Annotated in this window: 17 protein-coding genes; 5 read left to right on the top strand and 12 right to left on the bottom strand. The window is 71.9% G+C overall.

The window, feature by feature from the left end; all coding sequences use genetic code 11:
* Positions 1-49: 49 nt before the first annotated feature.
* The 3 genes from AB0K80_RS07575 to clpS all read right to left on the bottom strand — a co-directional run bounded on the left by AB0K80_RS07575 (position 50) and on the right by clpS (position 2,743).
* Positions 50-1,480, bottom strand: coding sequence for an amino acid permease (locus AB0K80_RS07575; RefSeq protein ID WP_365666876.1), 1,431 nt, complete (start codon positions 1,478-1,480; stop codon positions 50-52).
* Between the two features lie 321 nt (positions 1,481-1,801).
* The gene (locus tag AB0K80_RS07570; RefSeq protein ID WP_365666874.1) at positions 1,802-2,413 is read right to left on the bottom strand and encodes a DUF2017 domain-containing protein; all 612 of its coding nucleotides are present in this window, start codon (positions 2,411-2,413) and stop codon (positions 1,802-1,804) included.
* Between the two features lie 12 nt (positions 2,414-2,425).
* Entirely contained in the window at positions 2,426-2,743 is a 318-nt protein-coding gene (clpS, locus tag AB0K80_RS07565; protein WP_365666872.1) for an ATP-dependent Clp protease adapter ClpS, read from the bottom strand.
* 98 nt (positions 2,744-2,841) lie between these two features.
* On the opposite strand from clpS, the gene AB0K80_RS07560 reads away from it, so the two are divergent.
* The 3 genes from AB0K80_RS07560 to AB0K80_RS07550 all read left to right on the top strand — a co-directional run bounded on the left by AB0K80_RS07560 (position 2,842) and on the right by AB0K80_RS07550 (position 5,839).
* On the top strand, positions 2,842-4,188 hold the full coding sequence (locus AB0K80_RS07560) for a nicotinate phosphoribosyltransferase (RefSeq protein WP_365666870.1): 1,347 nt from the start codon (positions 2,842-2,844) through the stop codon (positions 4,186-4,188).
* 127 nt (positions 4,189-4,315) lie between these two features.
* The gene (locus tag AB0K80_RS07555; RefSeq protein WP_365666868.1) at positions 4,316-4,906 is read left to right on the top strand and encodes a nicotinamidase; all 591 of its coding nucleotides are present in this window, start codon (positions 4,316-4,318) and stop codon (positions 4,904-4,906) included.
* A gap of 132 nt (positions 4,907-5,038) precedes the next feature.
* Positions 5,039-5,839 (top strand): hypothetical protein, encoded by an 801-nt coding sequence (locus AB0K80_RS07550; protein ID WP_365666867.1) that lies wholly within the window; start codon positions 5,039-5,041, stop codon positions 5,837-5,839.
* Positions 5,840-5,896: 57 nt separating this feature from the next.
* Here the strand turns inward: AB0K80_RS07550 and AB0K80_RS07545 are convergent, their stop codons facing one another.
* Together AB0K80_RS07545 and AB0K80_RS07540 are read right to left on the bottom strand one after the other, a co-directional pair.
* Complete coding sequence (locus AB0K80_RS07545; protein WP_365666865.1) at positions 5,897-6,241, bottom strand: hypothetical protein; 345 nt, start codon at positions 6,239-6,241, stop codon at positions 5,897-5,899.
* Positions 6,242-6,364: 123 nt separating this feature from the next.
* Positions 6,365-8,719 carry an immune inhibitor A domain-containing protein gene (locus AB0K80_RS07540; protein WP_365666863.1) on the bottom strand — a complete coding sequence of 785 codons (2,355 nt, stop codon included), beginning with the start codon at positions 8,717-8,719 and terminating at the stop codon, positions 6,365-6,367.
* Positions 8,720-9,070: 351 nt separating this feature from the next.
* Between AB0K80_RS07540 and AB0K80_RS07535 the strand changes: the two genes are divergently transcribed.
* Positions 9,071-9,346, top strand: a complete 276-nt coding sequence (locus AB0K80_RS07535; RefSeq protein WP_365666861.1) for a hypothetical protein — start codon at positions 9,071-9,073, stop codon at positions 9,344-9,346.
* A gap of 25 nt (positions 9,347-9,371) precedes the next feature.
* Here the strand turns inward: AB0K80_RS07535 and AB0K80_RS07530 are convergent, their stop codons facing one another.
* Together AB0K80_RS07530 and AB0K80_RS07525 are read right to left on the bottom strand one after the other, a co-directional pair.
* The gene (locus AB0K80_RS07530; RefSeq protein WP_365666859.1) at positions 9,372-10,061 is read right to left on the bottom strand and encodes an RDD family protein; all 690 of its coding nucleotides are present in this window, start codon (positions 10,059-10,061) and stop codon (positions 9,372-9,374) included.
* Positions 10,062-10,150: 89 nt separating this feature from the next.
* Positions 10,151-11,827: an RDD family protein gene (locus tag AB0K80_RS07525; RefSeq protein WP_365666857.1), complete on the bottom strand. Its 1,677-nt coding sequence runs from the start codon at positions 11,825-11,827 to the stop codon at positions 10,151-10,153.
* Between the two features lie 229 nt (positions 11,828-12,056).
* On the opposite strand from AB0K80_RS07525, the gene AB0K80_RS07520 reads away from it, so the two are divergent.
* Entirely contained in the window at positions 12,057-12,467 is a 411-nt protein-coding gene (locus AB0K80_RS07520) for an SsgA family sporulation/cell division regulator (RefSeq protein WP_365666855.1), read from the top strand.
* Positions 12,468-12,495: 28 nt separating this feature from the next.
* Here the strand turns inward: AB0K80_RS07520 and AB0K80_RS07515 are convergent, their stop codons facing one another.
* The 5 genes from AB0K80_RS07515 to AB0K80_RS07495 form a co-directional block, all read right to left on the bottom strand.
* Positions 12,496-13,911: an FAD-linked oxidase C-terminal domain-containing protein gene (locus AB0K80_RS07515; protein ID WP_365666853.1), complete on the bottom strand. Its 1,416-nt coding sequence runs from the start codon at positions 13,909-13,911 to the stop codon at positions 12,496-12,498.
* Between the two features lie 280 nt (positions 13,912-14,191).
* The gene (gene nthA, locus AB0K80_RS07510; RefSeq protein ID WP_365666851.1) at positions 14,192-14,773 is read right to left on the bottom strand and encodes a nitrile hydratase subunit alpha; all 582 of its coding nucleotides are present in this window, start codon (positions 14,771-14,773) and stop codon (positions 14,192-14,194) included.
* A complete protein-coding gene (locus tag AB0K80_RS07505) occupies positions 14,763-15,050 on the bottom strand; it encodes an SH3-like domain-containing protein (RefSeq protein WP_365666849.1) in 288 nt (95 codons plus the stop codon). Before AB0K80_RS07505 ends, nthA begins: the two co-directional genes overlap by 11 nt.
* Positions 15,043-15,324, bottom strand: coding sequence for a hypothetical protein (locus AB0K80_RS07500; RefSeq protein WP_365666847.1), 282 nt, complete (start codon positions 15,322-15,324; stop codon positions 15,043-15,045). Before AB0K80_RS07500 ends, AB0K80_RS07505 begins: the two co-directional genes overlap by 8 nt.
* Before the next feature lie 21 nt (positions 15,325-15,345).
* On the bottom strand, positions 15,346-16,230 hold the full coding sequence (locus AB0K80_RS07495; protein WP_365666845.1) for a Teichoic acid biosynthesis protein C (Precursor): 885 nt from the start codon (positions 16,228-16,230) through the stop codon (positions 15,346-15,348).
* Between the last annotated feature and the right edge of the window lie 61 nt (positions 16,231-16,291).

Here is a 16,291-nt window from a genome sequence, read left to right as displayed (position 1 = left end):
CGAGAACCCCGTCCGCCTGGACGTCCTGGAGAGGGCAGGACCCCCTGGCTCAGACGTTCTCCAGCTCGGGCTCGCGGCGCTGGGTGACCTCCGGGTTGCGGCTCTTGAGCACGGCCCAGCCGATGGCCAGGGCGGCGGCCCAGCCGGCCATGACGTACAGGCAGACCCGGGAGTCGGCGTCGTAGGCGATCAGGCCCGTGACGAAGAGCAGGAACGCGATGGCGATGTAGGAGCACACCGCGCCGCCCGGCGCCGGGAAGGAGGAGGCGGGCAGCCGGCCCGCGACCACCGCGCGGCGGTACAGCACGTGGCTGACGAGGATCATCAGCCAGGTCCAGATGCCGGCCGCGGTGGCGACGGAGGTGACGTAGCCGAAGGCCTTCTCCGGGACGATGTAGTTCAGGATCACGCCGATGCCCATGAAGAGCACCGAGACGGTGATGCCGAGCGCCGGGGTCTTGGTCGACGACAGCTTGGTGAAGACCTTGGGGGCCTCCCCGTTGTCGGCCAGGGTGCGCAGCATGCGGCCCGTGGAGTACATGCCGGAGTTGCAGGAGGACAGCGCGGCGGTCAGCACGACGAAGTTGACGATGCCCGCGCCGGCCGGGATGCCGATGACCGCGAAGGCCTTCACGAAGGGGCTGACGCCCTCGGCGAACTCGGTCCACTTCACGACGCAGAGGATGACGGTCAGGGCGCCGACGTAGAACAGCGCGATGCGCCAGGGCAGGGTGTTGATCGCCTTGGGCAGGGTCTTCTCCGGGTCCTCCGACTCACCGGCGGTCACACCGACCAGCTCGACGGCGAGGTAGGCGAACATCACGCCCTGGAGGGTCATCAGGGACGAGCCGATGCCCTTGGGGAAGAAGCCGTCGAAGGCCCACAGGTTGGAGACGGCCGCGGTGTCGCCGGCGGCGCTGAAGCCGAAGGTGAGCACGCCCAGGCCGATCACGATCATGCCGATCAGGGCGGTGACCTTGACCATCGAGAACCAGAACTCGATCTCGCCGAACAGCTTCACCGAGATCAGGTTGGCCGTGAACAGCACGACCAGGAAGACCAGGGCGGTGACCCACTGCGGGACGGACGGCCACCAGTAGTTCACGTAGATCGCGGCGGCGGTGAGCTCCGCCATGCCGGTGACCACCCACATCAGCCAGTACGTCCAGCCGGTGAAGTAGCCGAAGAACGGGCCGAGGAACTCGCGCGAGTACTCGGCGAAGGAGCCCGAGACCGGGCGGTAGAGCAGCAGCTCGCCGAGCGCCCGCATGATGAAGAAGATGATCACGCCGGCGAGGGCGTACATCAGGATGAGGCTGGGACCGGCCTTGGCGATGTTCGCACCGGCGCCCAGGAACAGACCGACGCCGATGGCGCCGCCGATGGCGATCATCTGGACCTGACGGCTGCCGAGCCCGCGCTCGTACCCCTCCTCGGGCACGGCGTCCCCGGTGTTCTTGTCGACCTGCGCTGAGGTCATGTGTGGTGCGCCTTTCTCCATGCCGACCCGGGCCTGGAGTCGGCCGCGGATCGGGTTTCGATCCCCCCGGATTGATGGAGCGGTGCCCGGCCGGCGATCCGCCGGCCACATGGCGCACCCGGCCGAACATACGGGTGGTGTTCGCCGGGCGGTCGTGAAGATGTACCACGGCCGCGTCATTGATCACCGGGGCGGAGTGTGGCGCATGCCACAGAAAGAAGCGGACAAAAGCCGCGCCAGCCGCCCATACGGGGCCGTCGCGGTGACGGGATCGTTATGCGGATTTGAGCGTCCGCTGAGCGAACACGAAATCCCCACACTTCACGGCATAAGGGTGCCGACGAGCGTCTCCTGGAGCCCGCCGAGCCACAGGTAGGCCATCACCATCGGCTTGCGCGGGTCCTCGTCGGGAAGGCGGAAGAGCGCGTCGGTGTCGTCCTCGTCGGTGATCTCCAGCCGGGAGCCGATCGCCAGGCGCAGGTCGTTCAGGGCACCGAGCCACTGCCGGGACTGCTGCGGGGAGAGCTTGAGCACCGCCCCGCCCTCGCCGGCGGCGGCCGACGCCAGCTGGTCCAGGGTCCGGATCACCGCCAGGGCGTTGTCGCGCTTCCCGGCGCGCAGGTCGTTCTCGGTGTAGCGGCGGAACTCGGCGGAGTACGCCCGCCGCTCCTCGGCCTCCCGCGGGGAGGCGGGAGCCTGCTCGGGGTCGCTGTAGGCGTCCGGGAAGAGGCGCTGGAGGACCGGGTCGGAGGGCGGTTCGCTCGGGCCCTCGGCGAACAGCTCGGCCAGCGGGTCGGCCTCGGCGTCCTCGGCGGGGCCGGGGCCGATGAGCTCCAGGAGCTGCACGGCCAGCGACCGGATGATGGAGATCTCGACGTCGTCGAGGGCGACGGCCGCGCCGCCGCCGGGGAGCGGTTCGAAGTGTCCTGGCATGAAGGCGATTCGCTACTTCCGGTCCTGCTGGAGGGTGGCCCACAGGCCATAGCCGTGCATGGCCTGCACATCCCGTTCCATCTCCTCGCGGGTTCCGCTGGAGACGACCGCCCGGCCCTTGTGGTGGACGTCGAGCATGAGCTTGGTGGCCTTGTCCTTGGAGTAGCCGAAGTACGTCTGGAAGACGTACGTCACATAGCTCATGAGGTTGACGGGGTCGTTGTGGACGATCGTCACCCAGGGGACGTCCGGCTCGGGTACGGCGGAGGTCTCCTCCGCCGACTCGGTCTTCTCGATCTCGATGGGTGCGGCTGCCGTCACAAGGCCCATGCTGCCACCACAGGGGGGTACTCGCACAAACAGGCCTGGCGCGTACGGGAATCGACCACAATCGTCAGAGTGACGAAATGGGGGTACGATCTCTTCCTATGAACACAGCGGACCTTGGGCTGCCGGTGGACGTTCCCTCGACGGCGCTCTTCACGGACCAGTACGAGCTGACGATGCTCCAGGCCGCGCTGAAGGCCGGTACGGCCGAGCGGCGGAGCGTGTTCGAGGTCTTCACCCGGCGGCTGCCCGAGGGGCGGCGGTACGGGGTCGTCGCGGGCACCGGGCGGGTGCTGGACGCCGTGGAGAACTTCCGTTTCGACGAGGGCGTGCTCCGCTTCCTGCGGCAGCGGCAGATCGTCGACGAGCAGACCCTGGCCTGGCTCGCCGGGTACCGCTTCCGCGGCGACATCTGGGGCTACCCCGAGGGCGAGGTCTACTTCCCCGGCTCGCCGATCATGCGGGTCGAGGGCAGCTTCGCCGAGTGCGTGCTGCTGGAGACCGTGATCCTGTCGATCCTCAACCACGACTCGGCGATCGCCGCGGCGGCCTCCCGGATGGCGTCGGCCGCCGGGGACCGGCCGCTGATCGAGATGGGCGCCCGGCGCACCCACGAGCTGGCGGCGGTGGCCGCGTCCCGGGCCGCGTACGTCGGCGGCTTCTCCTCGACCTCCGACCTCGCTGCCGGATTCCGCTACAACATCCCCACCGTCGGCACCTCCGCGCACGCCTTCACCCTGCTGCACGACAGCGAGCGGGACGCCTTCCAGGCCCAGGTGGAGTCGCTGGGCCGGGGCACCACGCTGCTGGTGGACACGTACGACGTCACCGAAGCGGTCCGTACGGCGGTGGAGGTCGCGGGCACCGAGCTGGGCGCGGTCCGGATCGACTCCGGCGACCTGCTGCTGGTCGCGCACCGGGTGCGGCAGCAGCTGGACGAGCTGGGCGCGCGGGACACGAAGATCATCGTGACCTCCGACCTGGACGAGTACGCCATCGCCTCGCTGGCGGCGGCGCCCGTGGACGCCTACGGCGTCGGTACCCAGCTGGTGACCGGGTCGGGCCATCCGACGGCGTCGATGGTCTACAAGCTGGTCGCGCGGGCCGAGTCCGCCGACCCCAGGGCGCCGCTGGTGCCGGTGGCGAAGAAGTCCACCGGCGGCAAGACCTCCCTCGGGGGGCGCAAGTGGGCCGCGCGGCGGCTGGACACCCACGGGGTGGCGGAGGCCGAGGTGGTCGGCACGGGCCGGGTGCCGGGCGAGCTGGTGGACCGGCAGCTGCTGGTCGAGCTGGTCAAGGGGGGCGAGGTGGTCGCCCGCGAGCCGCTGGACGCGGCCCGGGAGCGGCACGCGGCCGCCCGGGCCGGCCTGCCGCTGTCCGCTACCCAGCTCTCGCGCGGGGAACCCGTCCTTCCGACGGAGTACGTCCACGGGGGCTCGGGTAGCTAAGGGCCGTGTGCCGTCGTACGCCCCGCAGACCCCCTCCCCGGCGGCATTTCCACTTCATAGGCTCGGAGGTTCACCGGCCGGGCCCCGCAGCCGAGAACCCCGACCCCATAGTCGAAGGACACCGACCATGCGCCGCGCCTTGATCGTCGTAGACGTGCAGAACGACTTCTGCGAGGGGGGCAGCCTCCCGGTGGCCGGCGGTGCCGACGTGGCCGCCGCCATCACCGAGCTGATCGGGCAGGCACCCGCCGGCTACCGGCACGTGGTGGCCACCCGCGACCACCACATCGCGCCCGGCGGCCACTTCGCCGACAACCCCGACTACGTCCGCTCCTGGCCCGCGCACTGCGTGGCCGGCACGGAGGGCGTGGGCTTCCACCCGAACTTCGCCCCGGCCGTCGCCTCGGGCGCCATCGACGCCGTCTTCGACAAGGGGGCGTACGCGGCGGCGTACAGCGGCTTCGAAGGGGCCGACGAGAACGGGGTGCAGCTCGCGGACTGGCTGCGGGCCCGGGAGATCGACGAGGTGGACGTGGTGGGCATCGCCACGGACCACTGCGTACGGGCCACCGCCCTGGACGCCGTGCGGGAGGGTTTCCGCACCCACGTCCTGCTGGACCTGACCGCCGGGGTCTCCCAGGAGACGACCGAACGCGCACTGGAGGAGATGCGCGAGGCCGGGGTGGAACTGTCCGGCAAGCCGGTCGTCGCCACCTGACGGACACGGTCGCCAACCCAAGATCGCCGATTCCGAGCGCCCGGGGCCGCGGGGACGCCACCGGGCAACCGGCTGCTTCCGGCACGCGAAGAGCAACGGCGAGTCCAAGATCGGGGTTGTGTGAAGAAGAGCATGCGTTTCCCCGTCGCCGCCGGCCTGGCCCTCGCCTGCCTGACGGCCTGCTCGGGACCCGGCTCGTCGGCCGGGGGCGGTGACGGACGGCCCCACGTCGAGGCGGACTACGCCCAGTACGCCAGCGCCGAGGAGGTCACCACCGCCGCGGACATCGCCATCACCGGCGCGGTCCTGAGCGTGCAGACCAAGGAGTGCGACGAGGGCGGCGAATCCACCACCGAGCCGCCCGTCGACCCGACCGCCCCCGACAGCATCGATCCCAGCCCGGATCCGTCCGCCACCAGCTCGCCCGATCCCACCTCGACGCCGTCCGGGATCGCCGGGGACGGCTCGGGGGACACCACCTGCATGCCGATGGTGTTCCTGAAGGTGCGCGTCAGCGGGATGATGAAGCGCGGCTTCGGCGTCAGTGAGGGCGACGAGATCACCGTCGGCAACATCGACACGGACGCCGTGTCCATGGAAGGGACCACGCCGCTCGTCGTCGGCAAGCAGTACGCCCTCTACCTCACCCAGCTGGCCGCCGGCGACCACCCGGGCATCACCTCGGTGCCCCAGTTCTGGATCCCGGTGGGCGGCAACCAGGGCATCTTCCTGGTCACCAAGGGCAGCGTCCAGCCGGCCTCCACCACCATCGTGGGGCTCACCGCAGCGGACGCCGAGAAGGTGAACGGGGGCTCGGACGCGCCCGCGCCGAAGCGCACCAGGTTCACCACGACGGTCGCCGGGCTGCAGAAGGCCGCCTCGGTGGCCGCCGCGAACGAACGCGCGCGGCCCTCCGGGGCCGGACGGGAGTGACCTCGGGCACTCCCGCCGCACCGATGGCCCGCGTCGTGCGTACGGCGCGGGCCGTCGTCAGGTCCGGGCCGCCGGGCGGCCGAGCAGGGCCCTGATCGGGCGCCAGAGCTCCTGCACCGGTTCGGGGCCTGGCGCGACACCGTTGCCGGGGGCCGTGCGCCATATCAGGCCGTCGGGGTGGTGCAGGACCGCGGTGACCTCGTCGGGGGTCGGCGGAGCCGCGTTGCCCCGCAGGTAGACCGCCCGCATGCCCAGGTTGCGGAGCCTGGTCAGGGCCCGGGCGCGGTTCTGGGCGTGGACGAGTACGCGTACGCAGCCGGGGCCGTCGGGGGCGGGGCTGGGCAGGTTCAGCGCCACGACCACCGAGCCGTTCGGCAGTTTGCAGAAACCTCCTGCGGCCATGCGGTCATCCCCCCGTACCGGTCGGTGTCAATAAGAGAGCCACAGGACGCACCTAAACACGGATCGGCGGCAACCCGCCAGTGGGTTGCCGCCGAACACCGTTTGACCTGCGATAACGCAGAGCTACTTCACTGCGGGGCCGACCTCGAGGGAGATCGTCGAGCCGTCCTTGGCCTCCTTGACGATCTTGATCTTGGTGTTGGTGTCAGTGATCTTGACACCGGCGGCCGGGTTCGAGGCGTCGTAGTACGTGCTGGTGTGGTCGTTGAAGACCGGCACGCCCTTCGACGACGGGATCTTCGTCGCGACACCCGCCTTGTGCAGCGTGATGCCGTCCGTGCGGTACAGGCTGAAGGGCGAGTCGTAGGCCTGGATGCGGTTGCGCATCAGCGTGCCGTCGGACCACTTCAGCGGGACCGGGTGCGAGTCGACCGGGAGGACCAGGCCGGTGCCCGGGTGCTGGCTGGTGTTGTTGTCCGCCTGGGAGGTGTCCCACTTCCAGATCAGCAGGCCGTTCTGGTACGGGTAGTGCTCCACCCAGTCCGGCCGCTCCGGCGCGAAGCCGAAGTTGTACGGGCCGACCTTGAGGGTCTTGTCGTACGACACGTACTGGCGGTTCTCGGCCAGGTAGTACTGCGCGTAGTCCTTGGTGAAGGACGCCCCGACGCGGGAGAAGCCGCTCGCCGTCCAGGCCGCGTCGGCGGACTCAGCGTCGTCGGAGAAGAGCGCCGTGCCGTCCGCCGTCACCGTGATCCGGTCGGCCGTGAAGCCCTTCTGGGCCACCCCGCCGTCGGTCTGGTAGCGGAAGCGCAGGTCGATCTTCTTGCCGGCGTAGGCGTCGAGGGAGAACGCCAGCTTCTTGTGGCCGTCCACCGTGCCGGTCAGGGCCGGCTTGTCGCTGCCGTCGCGCGGGATCGGCTGCCCGTCCACCGTGCCGTCCAGCGCGGTCCAGTTGGCGCCGCCGTCGGTGGAGACCTCGGTGTAGAGGTAGTCGTACCCGGCCTCGATGTCGTACCAGCCGTCGAAGGTGAGGGCGGCCGACGTCCTGCCGGTGAGGTCGACGGAACGGGTCAGCGTGTTCTTGAGGTTGTCGCCGCTGCCGCTCCACCACTGGGTGGCGCCCTGGGCGGGGGTGACGATCTCGGTGGTGACCGCCTTCTTGGGCAGCTCGACCACGAGCGCCTGCTTGCGCTTGGTGTTGTACTCGGCGACGCCCAGCTTGTGCTTCGACTTCGTCGCGGCCTTGGCCGTGCCGTAGTTCAGCCAGCCGAGCTGGAGCTTGTCCCAGGCGGTCATGTCGCCGGGCAGGTCACCGATCTCGTTCTTGCCGGTGCCGAGCCAGGAACCGGAGGACATCAGCGTCCAGAACCCGGTGGAGTTCTCGCCGCCGTTGGTGTCGTAGTGGTCCGGCAGGCCGAGGTCGTGGCCGTACTCGTGGGCGTAGACGCCGAGTCCGCCGTTCTCCGGCTGGATGGTGTAGTCGCCGACCCAGATGCCGGTGCCGCCGATCTGCGCGCCGCCCAGCTTGTTGTTCGCCGGGCCGGTGGCGCCGGCGTCGGTGCCGAACGCGTACCAGCGGTGCGCCCAGATGGCGTTCTCGCCCTGCGCGCCGCCGCCCGCGGACTCGTCCTCGCCGGCGTGCACGATCTGGAAGTGGTCGATGTAGCCGTCGGGCTCGTTGAAGTCGCCGTCGCCGTCGAAGTCGTAGCGGTCCCACTGGTCGTACCGGGCGACGGCCGCCTTGATCTGCGCGTCGGTCTTCCCCGCTGCCTTCTGCTGGGAGACCCACGCGTTCAGACCGTCGCTGACGACGTTCCAGACGCTCGGGCAGTTCTTGTCACCGCAGGCGTTGTTGCCGTAACGGGCCTCGTTGTAGGGGACCTTGACCCAGTCGGAGACCTCGCCCTCGACCGAGTAGCGGCCCGAGGACTGCTTCTCGTAGTACTTCTTGACCGACTCGGTCTTCTTGCCGGTGCCGAAGTAGAGGTTCTGGAAGTGCTCGCGGTCGTAGTCCGCCTGCCAGGCCGTGGAGTTGTCCTTGCTGCGGTCCGGCTGCGGGATCTGGTTGTGCAGCGGGCCCGGGGTGCCGCCGTAGCGGCTGTCGATCTGGTCGCCGAACTCGACCAGGATCGTGAAGATCTTGTCGGTCTTCTCGCGGCCGAGCTCGACGTACTTCGGGTCGCCCTTCTTGCTCTTGAGCTGGACGACCTTCGAGCCCTCCCGGTCCTTCACCTCGGCTGTGCCGGATATGACCTGCTTCAGGGCCTCCTCGCGCTGCGCCTCCTGGGTCTTGGAGAGCGGGCCCTCGAGGTCGTGCTCGGCGTGGTCGTGGTCCGCCGGGTCGCGCCGGTCCACGGTGGCGGACGTACCGGCCGGGTCGGCGGCCTGGGCCACGGCGTACGCGGAGAGCGTGGTGGTGGCCGCCGCGAGCGCCACACCGATGGCCGCGGCCCTGAACGTCCAGCGTCTACTGGTCACTTGAGATCCTCCCCCGCGTCCGGGCGCGCGGCAAGGAAGGGTCCTGGTCGTGGAAGGTCCGCGCGCGCGATCAACGCGTGTAGTCAAGTGACGACATTTGACTAGAGGTTAAGAGGAAAAGACAGATCTTGACTTGCACAGGTCAATTGCATTATGCGGAGCCGGTGTCCGCTTTACGGACGCCCGGCGGCTCCCCGGCAGGCGCGTGCGATCGTCCACCTGGTGGACACCATGACTCCGTGCGCCCCCTGTGCACCGGCACTGTTGGTCAGGTCACGCTTACCGTCGGTTCCGCTCGGGCATGCACGCGAATAAAGTCGAGATGCCCCCGCTTCCGAGGACACGATTGCCATGCCTCGTCCGACCGTCGCACAGCTCGCCTACGGTGCGTGCACCGTCGTTCTCTCGACGCTCGCCATGCTGTTGCTGTCACAGACGAGTTCCGGCCCGGCCATCGCGGTCATCGCCGTCGCGGGGCTCGTACTCGGGCTGCTCGTCGCACTGACGGTGCCTCTCCCCAAGCAGCGCACGAGCGTGCTGGACCAGCCCGCGCCCACCGAGCGCGTCCCCGCCTCGGTCACTTCGGCGGCGCCCGCGGAACCCGTGCGCGAGCGGGCGGCCTCCTGACCGAGCGCCCCGGGCCGGGCGGTTGTCAACTCGTGCTGACGACCACCGTTCGGGCCGCCTTGTCGTGCAGGCCCTGCTTGTAGGGCTTGTCGAAGAAGCTCCAGCCGCCCGCGATGGCGGTCCACACGCACGCGCAGCAGAACGCGAACGGCAGCCACAGCACGGCCGCGCGCGTCAGCGCGGTCGGTACGGAGGGCGTGGCGCCGTTGTCCAGGTTGGCCACCCGCATGCCCAGCCACCGCTTGCCGAGGGTCTGGCCGGTCCGGGCGGTCAGGAAGGTGTCGTAGGCGATGTAGAGGACGGCGGTCAGCACGGCCTGTCCCACGGACCGGCCCACCTGGAACCGGTCGTCGTCGATCTCGTACTGGTTGACGCCGAACGCCCAGCCGAGCAGGAAGGCCGCCGCGCCCACCAGGATCATGTCGATGAGGCGGGCGAGCGTGCGCCTGCCGCTGTCGGCGAGCGGGGGCATGCCGGCGAGCGGGTCACCGGGAGCGGAGCCGCCGCCGTACGGGCCGCCGCCGTACGGGTCCCCGCCCTGCGGGCCGCCACCGTACGGGCCCTCGCCGGGCGGAGGACCGCCGGGCGGAGGCCCGCCGTACGGGTCCCCGCCCTGGGGGCCGCCTTCGGAGGGGCCCTGGTACGGCGGGGGCTGCTTCCGGAACGGGTCGTCTTCGGGTGGGAGGCCGGAGCCGGAGGGCGGTTCGGTGCTCATGGCCCGAGTGGACCGCGAACCTCCCGGCCACGCATCCGGCGTGCCGCCGTTAGGGCTACCGGATCAGCGGGCCGGCGGGGGGGACGTCCTCAGCCCGCGACGAACGTGTGCGCGGCCTTGTCGTGCCAGCACTGCCGCCACGGCTTGTCGAACAGGCCCCACAGGACGCCCACCGCACCGACGACGAGGAGCCCGGGGATGCTGTAGACCAGCCAGCGGCGCAGGGCCGCGCCGAACCCCGGGGGTTCGTGCGCCTCGATGTCCCGGACCTCCAGGCCCAGCAGCTTCTTGCCCAGCGTGCGGCCCCACTTGGCGGTGGGCAGCACCTCGTACAGCAGACCGGCCAGCAGCAGGACGGCCAGGACGATGCCGAGGTACAGCGACGTCGTGCCGTCCAGCAGCCAGACCGTGACGGTCTGGCCGGAGAGTCTGGCGGCGTCGATCTTCTCGTTGACGTGGTCGACCGCCTTGATGCCGAGGGGGACGGCGGCCGCGGAGGTGACGCCCGCGAGGACGAGGGTGTCCAGCAGCCGGGCGGCCAGCCGTTTGCCGAGCGGCGCGGGGCGTGCCGCCGCCTGACGCCGGGCGGCCGCCTGGAAGGGGTCCTCGACCGGCGGCTTCCAGGGCGCGACGGGCTGCTCGTCGCCCGCCAGCCGGTGCACCTGCTGCGCCCAGGACGACTGTCCGCCGCCGGGGCCGCTGGTCAGCGGGGTGGCCGAGGCCGTGGGGGCAGCGGGCTGCGCGGGGACGGCCGCGGCAGGTGCCTGCTGCGGGCCGGACAGTGCGGTGGGCGCGGCCGGGGCGGCCGGGGCGGCCGGTCCTGCCGATGCCGCCGCCTGCCCGGCCGAGGCCCGGGCGGCGGCGGCCTTCCCGGCCCCGAACCCGGGGCGTCCGGCGGCAGCGGCCTGCTCCGGCGCACCGAACCCGGACGCGGGGCCCACGGCGGGGGTCCCGGCCCCTGCACCGGCGGCGGGCGTGGCCGCAGCATCCCGGGCGGGGGCACCGAAACCGCCGTGGGCCGGCGAGGTCCCTGCCCCACCCTGGGCCGCGGCCCCGGCGGAAGCACCCGCCCCCGCACCCCCGGAGGCACCGAACCCTGAAGCCGCCCCCGCACCCGGGGCTGCTGCCCCGCCCTCGGCACCGGCGCTCGCGCCACCCGCCCCGCCCTGCTGCCCCGCACGCGGCGGTACGGCGCGGAAGGTCATGGTGCCCTCGTCGGACGGCGCCGCTCCCCCGGGCTTCGCCCCCGGCCGGCGGAACACGAACGTGCCGCCCGGGTCGGCGCCCTGCGCGTCCTGGCCGGCCGGCGGGTTCACCGTCGTACCGTCAGGCCGGGCGGGACCCGGCACCCGTGGGTCGGCGCTCTGCGCGCCCTGCGGGGCGCCCCAGGACACCCGGCGGTCCTGGTCGCCGCCGAAGCCGGACTGGCGGGAGCGGTCGGCGCCCCAGGCGGAGGCGGGCTCGGGGCGGCTGCCGTGCTGGGCCCCGGACGCCGGCGGTTCCCCCGCCGGGTCCTCGTCGAAGAAGTGCGGCCCGGTCTCCTCGACCGGGGCGGCCGCGGAGGCGGCCGCGGGGGACGCGGTGGGCTGCGCCGGGCGCACCCCCGGCGGCGGGGCCGGTGTCTCGCCGTCCCGGGGCGCCGGACGGCTGGTGCCCGGTACCCAGGCGGCACCGTTCCAGTACCGGACGTACCCAGGAATGGACGGGTCCGGGTAGTACCCTTCGCGGGGCCTGTCGTCACCGGGTGCCGGGGTTGGGGCGCTCATGTCCGTCGTCCCGTATCTGCTCGGGGGTGTAATGGGGGCCTCCACATCTATCAGACGGGCGCAACCCCCACCGCCCGTCCCGCCGGACCCACCCCTTTCGGGCACGGATGTGGTAGCCGCGCGGACCCCGGCGACAAAAGGTCCGTGAACCCGCGTAATGCGCGCGCCGCTGGCCGCTCTCTCCTGCCGTACCGGCTCACCTGGGCCGCGGACTGGAGAGGGGAACGTCATGTACACCGTCGTGGAGCGCGAACTGGAGCTGAGGCTCGTCCTGTCGCCGGCGCACGGCGTCCCGGTGCCGGCACGCCTCGGCTACCGCAGCGACGACCCGTACGCCGTCCACGTCACCTTCCACATCGACTCCGGGCGGCCCGTGCACTGGACGTTCGCCCGCGATCTGCTGGTGGAGGGCGTGTTCCGGCCCTGCGGGCACGGGGATGTGCGGGTGTGGCCGGCGAAGGCGCGAGGGAGGGACGTCGTGCTGATGGCGCTGAGTTCCCCCGACGGCGACGCCCTGCTGGAGGCGCCGGCGGCCCCCGTGTCGGCGTGGCTGGAGCGCACCCTGCGGATCGTCCCGCCGGGCACGGAGGGCGAGGAGCTGGGCCTGGACGACGCGCTGGTCCAGTTGTTCGCCCGGTGAGCCGGTCAGGCCCCGCCGCGCGGAGGCGTCAGAACAGCTTGCCCGGGTTGAGGATGCCCAGCGGGTCGAAGACCTGTTTGACGGCCCGCTGCATCTGAAGTCCCACCGGGCCGAGCTCGCGCGCGAGCCAGTCCTTCTTCAGGACGCCGACGCCGTGTTCGCCGGTGATGGTGCCGCCGAGCTCCAGACCGAGGGCCATGATCGCGTCGAAGGACGCGCGGGCCCGGCGGGACTCGTCGGGGTCGGCCGGGTCGAAGCAGACCGTGGGGTGGGTGTTGCCGTCGCCCGCGTGGGCGACGAGGCCGATGGTGAGGTGGTGCTCCTCGGCGATCCGCTCCACTCCCTGGAGCAGCTCGGCGAGCCGGGAGCGGGGCACGCACACGTCGTCGATCATCGTCACACCCTTCACCGCCTCCAGCGCGGTCAGGCTCAACCTGCGTGCCTGGAGGAGCAGTTCGGACTCGGCCGCGTCCTCGGCGGGTACCACCTGGGTGGCACCGGCGGCCTCGCACAGCGCGCCGACGGCGGCGAGGTCGGCGGCCGGGTCGGGGGTGTCGAACGCGGCCAGCAGCAGGGCCTCGGTGCTGTCCGGCAGACCCATGCGGGCCAGGTCGTTGACGGCCCTGACCGTCGTACGGTCCATCAGTTCCAGGAGTGACGGGACGTGTCCGGCCGCCATGATCCGGCACACGGCGTCGCAGGCGGCGGCGCCGGAGGCGAACTCGGCGGCCAGCACCAGCTGCCCGGGCGGCTTGGGCTTCAGGGCGAGCACGGCCCGGACGACGATGCCGAGGGAGCCCTCCGAGCCGACGAACAGGCGGGTCAGGTCGTACCCGGCGACGCCCTTGGCGGTGCGGCGGCCGGTGGACATCAGGCGGCCGTCGGCCAGCACGACGTCCAGGCCGAGCACGTACTCGGCCGTCACCCCGTACTTCACACAGCACAGCCCGCCCGACGCGGTGCCGATGTTGCCGCCGATGGTGCACATCTCCCAGCTGGAGGGGTCGGGCGGGTAGGACAGGCCGTGTGCGGCGACCGCGCGGGACAGGGCCGCGTTGACGACGCCCGGCTCGACGACGGCGATCCGGTCGACCGGGTCGATGTCGAGGATGCGGTCCATCCGGGTCAGGGAGAGCACGATGCACCCGTCGGTGGCGTTGGCGGCGCCGGACAGGCCGGTGCGGGCGCCCTGCGGGACGACCGGGACGCGCAGCGCGGTGGCGGTCCGCATGACGTGCTGCACCTGTGCGACCGTGCGGGGCAGGACCACCACGGCCGGGGTGCCGGCCGGGCAGAAGCTCGCCATGTCGTGCGCGTAGGAGGCCGTGACGTCGGGGTCGGTCAGGACGGCCTCGGCGGGCAGGCCGTCGAGCAGCCGGTCGACGAGGGCGCCGGTCGAGGCGGGGGCTTCGGAGCGGGACGCTTCGCTACGGCTCATGATCACAGCGTCGCACCCGGGGCCACCGGTGTGAACCCCGTGTACGGCAGCCGCAGGATGCCCGGGCGCGGCCGTCGGGGTGACGCGGTGAGCGCCATGGAGGCCACGCAGACCGGAGCCACTCAAGCCAGGCGGACGGACGTCACCGAGGCCACGCAGCCGGACGAGGGCATGATCGAGCGGGCGCTGGGGAAGGACGGCCCGGCGCGCCGGCGCCTTCAGCAGGCCCTGCGCAGCAACCCGTACCTCTCCCCGGCGGGGGCCGGGCAGGCCCGGGGCGCTGTTGTCACACCGCCGCCGTGCCGATCAGCGCGTTGCGCGTGACCAGGCGGGCCAGTTGCTCCTCCCCCAGTCCTTCCGTGCCCTCGGGACGCCGGGGCAGCACCATGTAGCGGCTCTCCGCGCTCGAGTCCCACACGGTGATCTCGGTCCCGGCGGGCAGCTCCAGGCCGAACTCGGCCAGCACCGCGCGGGGTTCGCGGACCACGCGGGAGCGGTAGGCCTCGGACTTGTACCAGCTCGGGGACGGGCCGAGCAGCCGGATCGGGTAGCAGGAGCAAAGGGTGCAGACGATGACGTTGTGCACCGACTCGGTGTTCTCCACGACCCGCAGGCGCTGGTAGGCGCCTTCCATGTACCCGAGTTCGCGTACGGCGGCCGTGCCGTCCGCGAGGAGGCGGGCCTTGAAGGCGGGGTCGGTCCAGGCGCGCGCGACGACCCGGGCGCCGCTGGCCGGGGACGCGCCGGACAGGGAGGCGTCGATGATCTCGTCCAGCCGCGCGCCGGAGAGCACGCCCTTGTCCTCCAGCAGGGTCTCCAGGCGCCGGACCCGGCGGGCGATGGTGGCGTCGGTGTGGTCACCGCTCATCTTGGACAACCTCTTCCAGGTAGCTTTCCCACAGGTCCAGTACGACGTGGTGGTCGCCCTCGCCCCACAGGTCGCGGGCGGCGAAGCGGACGGCGTAGATCTGCTCGACCGGGGCGTCGCCGCGGCCCCGGGCGTTCACGTCCGCGAGCGGTGCCGGGCCTTCCGGTTCGACCACGACGCCCAGCTTGCCGCGGGCGTACCGGGGCAGCCGCGTGTGGTGTGGCGGGTCGTGGCGGTAGGTGCGCACCCGGGTGCCGGGCGGGAAGCGGTCAGTCATCCAGCTCACCCGGTGCGATGACGCCCTTGCGTTCCAGCAGCGCGCAGATCGCCTTGAACCAGCGCTCGTAGTAGGAGCTCGCCAGGTACTCGGCGGGCGGCAGCGCCTCGATCGCGTCCCGGAACTCGTCGGTGTTGAACACCCCTTGCTCGCGGAGGGCGTTGAGGAGCCCGAGGACCCGTACCTCCCAGTCCGCGTGGAAGGGGGCGGCGTCCTCGGCGGTGTCGACGGCACCGAAGCCCTGCATGCCGCCCACGTCGTTGATCCTGGCCATGGGCCCAGCGTACGGGTTCGCTCACGCGCGCGGCTTGTAGTAGAGGGAGAATCTCCGGGCTCCCGGGGCGCCCGAGGCGAAGCCCACGTACAGGCGCGGCTCGGGGTGGTGCCGGATCGCCAGGCCCTCCGGTTCCCGGAAGTCCAGGGAGTACCCGGCCCGGGTGCGCCGCTGCTGCACCAGGGCGCCGGTGCGGATGTCGAGGCAGGACAGGTAGGCGTTGCCGTGCCCGGCGGGCGGGTTGGCGGTGGGGGCGTAGGCGCTGCCGGCGAGTTGGTAGAGGTGGTCGCCGTACAGGGCGTACCCCTGGAAGGGGACGTGCGGGTCCGGGTGGGCGCCGGTCTGCGGGAGGTCGGCGAGCGGACGGTCGTAGGCGCGCGCGGTGAACGCGTCGAGGTCCCAGACGCGGTAGCGGGGGCGGCCGTCGAGGCGGTAGCGGACGGCGATGCGGCCGGTGGCCTGGCAGACGGAGGGCTGGTTGTGGGTGGAGCCGGGTACGGGGTGGCGGATCCTGACGTCCTTGCCGGTGCGGACTGCGCCGTCGGCGAAGCGGAAGCGGGTGACGCCCTGGCCGTAGCCGCCCCGGGCGTCGGCCTCGGTCCAGATCCACACGGTGCCGTCGGGGGCGTGCTGGACGCCCATGCTCACGCCGTGCCCGAAGCCGCGCAGCAGCATGTGGCCGAGCCGTTCGCCCCGGTGGTCGAGCTTGTTCAGGCACAGGTCACCGGCGTCGGCGCCGCCCCGGCGGAGCTGGAGGACGTACAGGTGCCGACCGGTTCCGTCGAAGGCGAAGGACTGGAGCACCGTCGGCTCCTTGAGCGTGTCCTTCTTCCACAGCCAGCGCACGGCCGGTGCCGCGAGGTCGAGGGGCTCGACGGGGTCGGCGTGCTCGGTGCGCTCGTTCATGTGTCACTCCCCCGGGTCGTGCGGGTGCCCCGTGACACCCGCACGACGGGAGAGTCTCACC

Origin of the sequence: Streptomyces sp. NPDC052682, assembly GCF_040678435.1 — a bacterium.
Classification (GTDB): Bacteria; Actinomycetota; Actinomycetes; order Streptomycetales; family Streptomycetaceae; genus Streptomyces.
The sequence above is the reverse complement of the archived record's forward strand: the minus strand, read 5'-3'. Positions and strand labels throughout refer to the sequence as shown.

Coding starts and splice junctions, on each gene's coding strand:
- AB0K80_RS07575 (WP_365666876.1), bottom strand. CDS start 1,480: ATGACCTCAGCGCAGGTCGACAAGAACACCGGGGACGCCGTGCCCGAG.
- AB0K80_RS07570 (WP_365666874.1), bottom strand. CDS start 2,413: ATGCCAGGACACTTCGAACCGCTCCCCGGCGGCGGCGCGGCCGTCGCC.
- clpS (WP_365666872.1), bottom strand. CDS start 2,743: ATGGGCCTTGTGACGGCAGCCGCACCCATCGAGATCGAGAAGACCGAG.
- AB0K80_RS07560 (WP_365666870.1), top strand. CDS start 2,842: ATGAACACAGCGGACCTTGGGCTGCCGGTGGACGTTCCCTCGACGGCG.
- AB0K80_RS07555 (WP_365666868.1), top strand. CDS start 4,316: ATGCGCCGCGCCTTGATCGTCGTAGACGTGCAGAACGACTTCTGCGAG.
- AB0K80_RS07550 (WP_365666867.1), top strand. CDS start 5,039: ATGCGTTTCCCCGTCGCCGCCGGCCTGGCCCTCGCCTGCCTGACGGCC.
- AB0K80_RS07545 (WP_365666865.1), bottom strand. CDS start 6,241: ATGGCCGCAGGAGGTTTCTGCAAACTGCCGAACGGCTCGGTGGTCGTG.
- AB0K80_RS07535 (WP_365666861.1), top strand. CDS start 9,071: ATGCCTCGTCCGACCGTCGCACAGCTCGCCTACGGTGCGTGCACCGTC.
- AB0K80_RS07530 (WP_365666859.1), bottom strand. CDS start 10,061: ATGAGCACCGAACCGCCCTCCGGCTCCGGCCTCCCACCCGAAGACGAC.
- AB0K80_RS07525 (WP_365666857.1), bottom strand. CDS start 11,827: ATGAGCGCCCCAACCCCGGCACCCGGTGACGACAGGCCCCGCGAAGGG.
- AB0K80_RS07520 (WP_365666855.1), top strand. CDS start 12,057: ATGTACACCGTCGTGGAGCGCGAACTGGAGCTGAGGCTCGTCCTGTCG.
- nthA (WP_365666851.1), bottom strand. CDS start 14,773: ATGAGCGGTGACCACACCGACGCCACCATCGCCCGCCGGGTCCGGCGC.
- AB0K80_RS07505 (WP_365666849.1), bottom strand. CDS start 15,050: ATGACTGACCGCTTCCCGCCCGGCACCCGGGTGCGCACCTACCGCCAC.
- AB0K80_RS07500 (WP_365666847.1), bottom strand. CDS start 15,324: ATGGCCAGGATCAACGACGTGGGCGGCATGCAGGGCTTCGGTGCCGTC.
- AB0K80_RS07495 (WP_365666845.1), bottom strand. CDS start 16,230: ATGAACGAGCGCACCGAGCACGCCGACCCCGTCGAGCCCCTCGACCTC.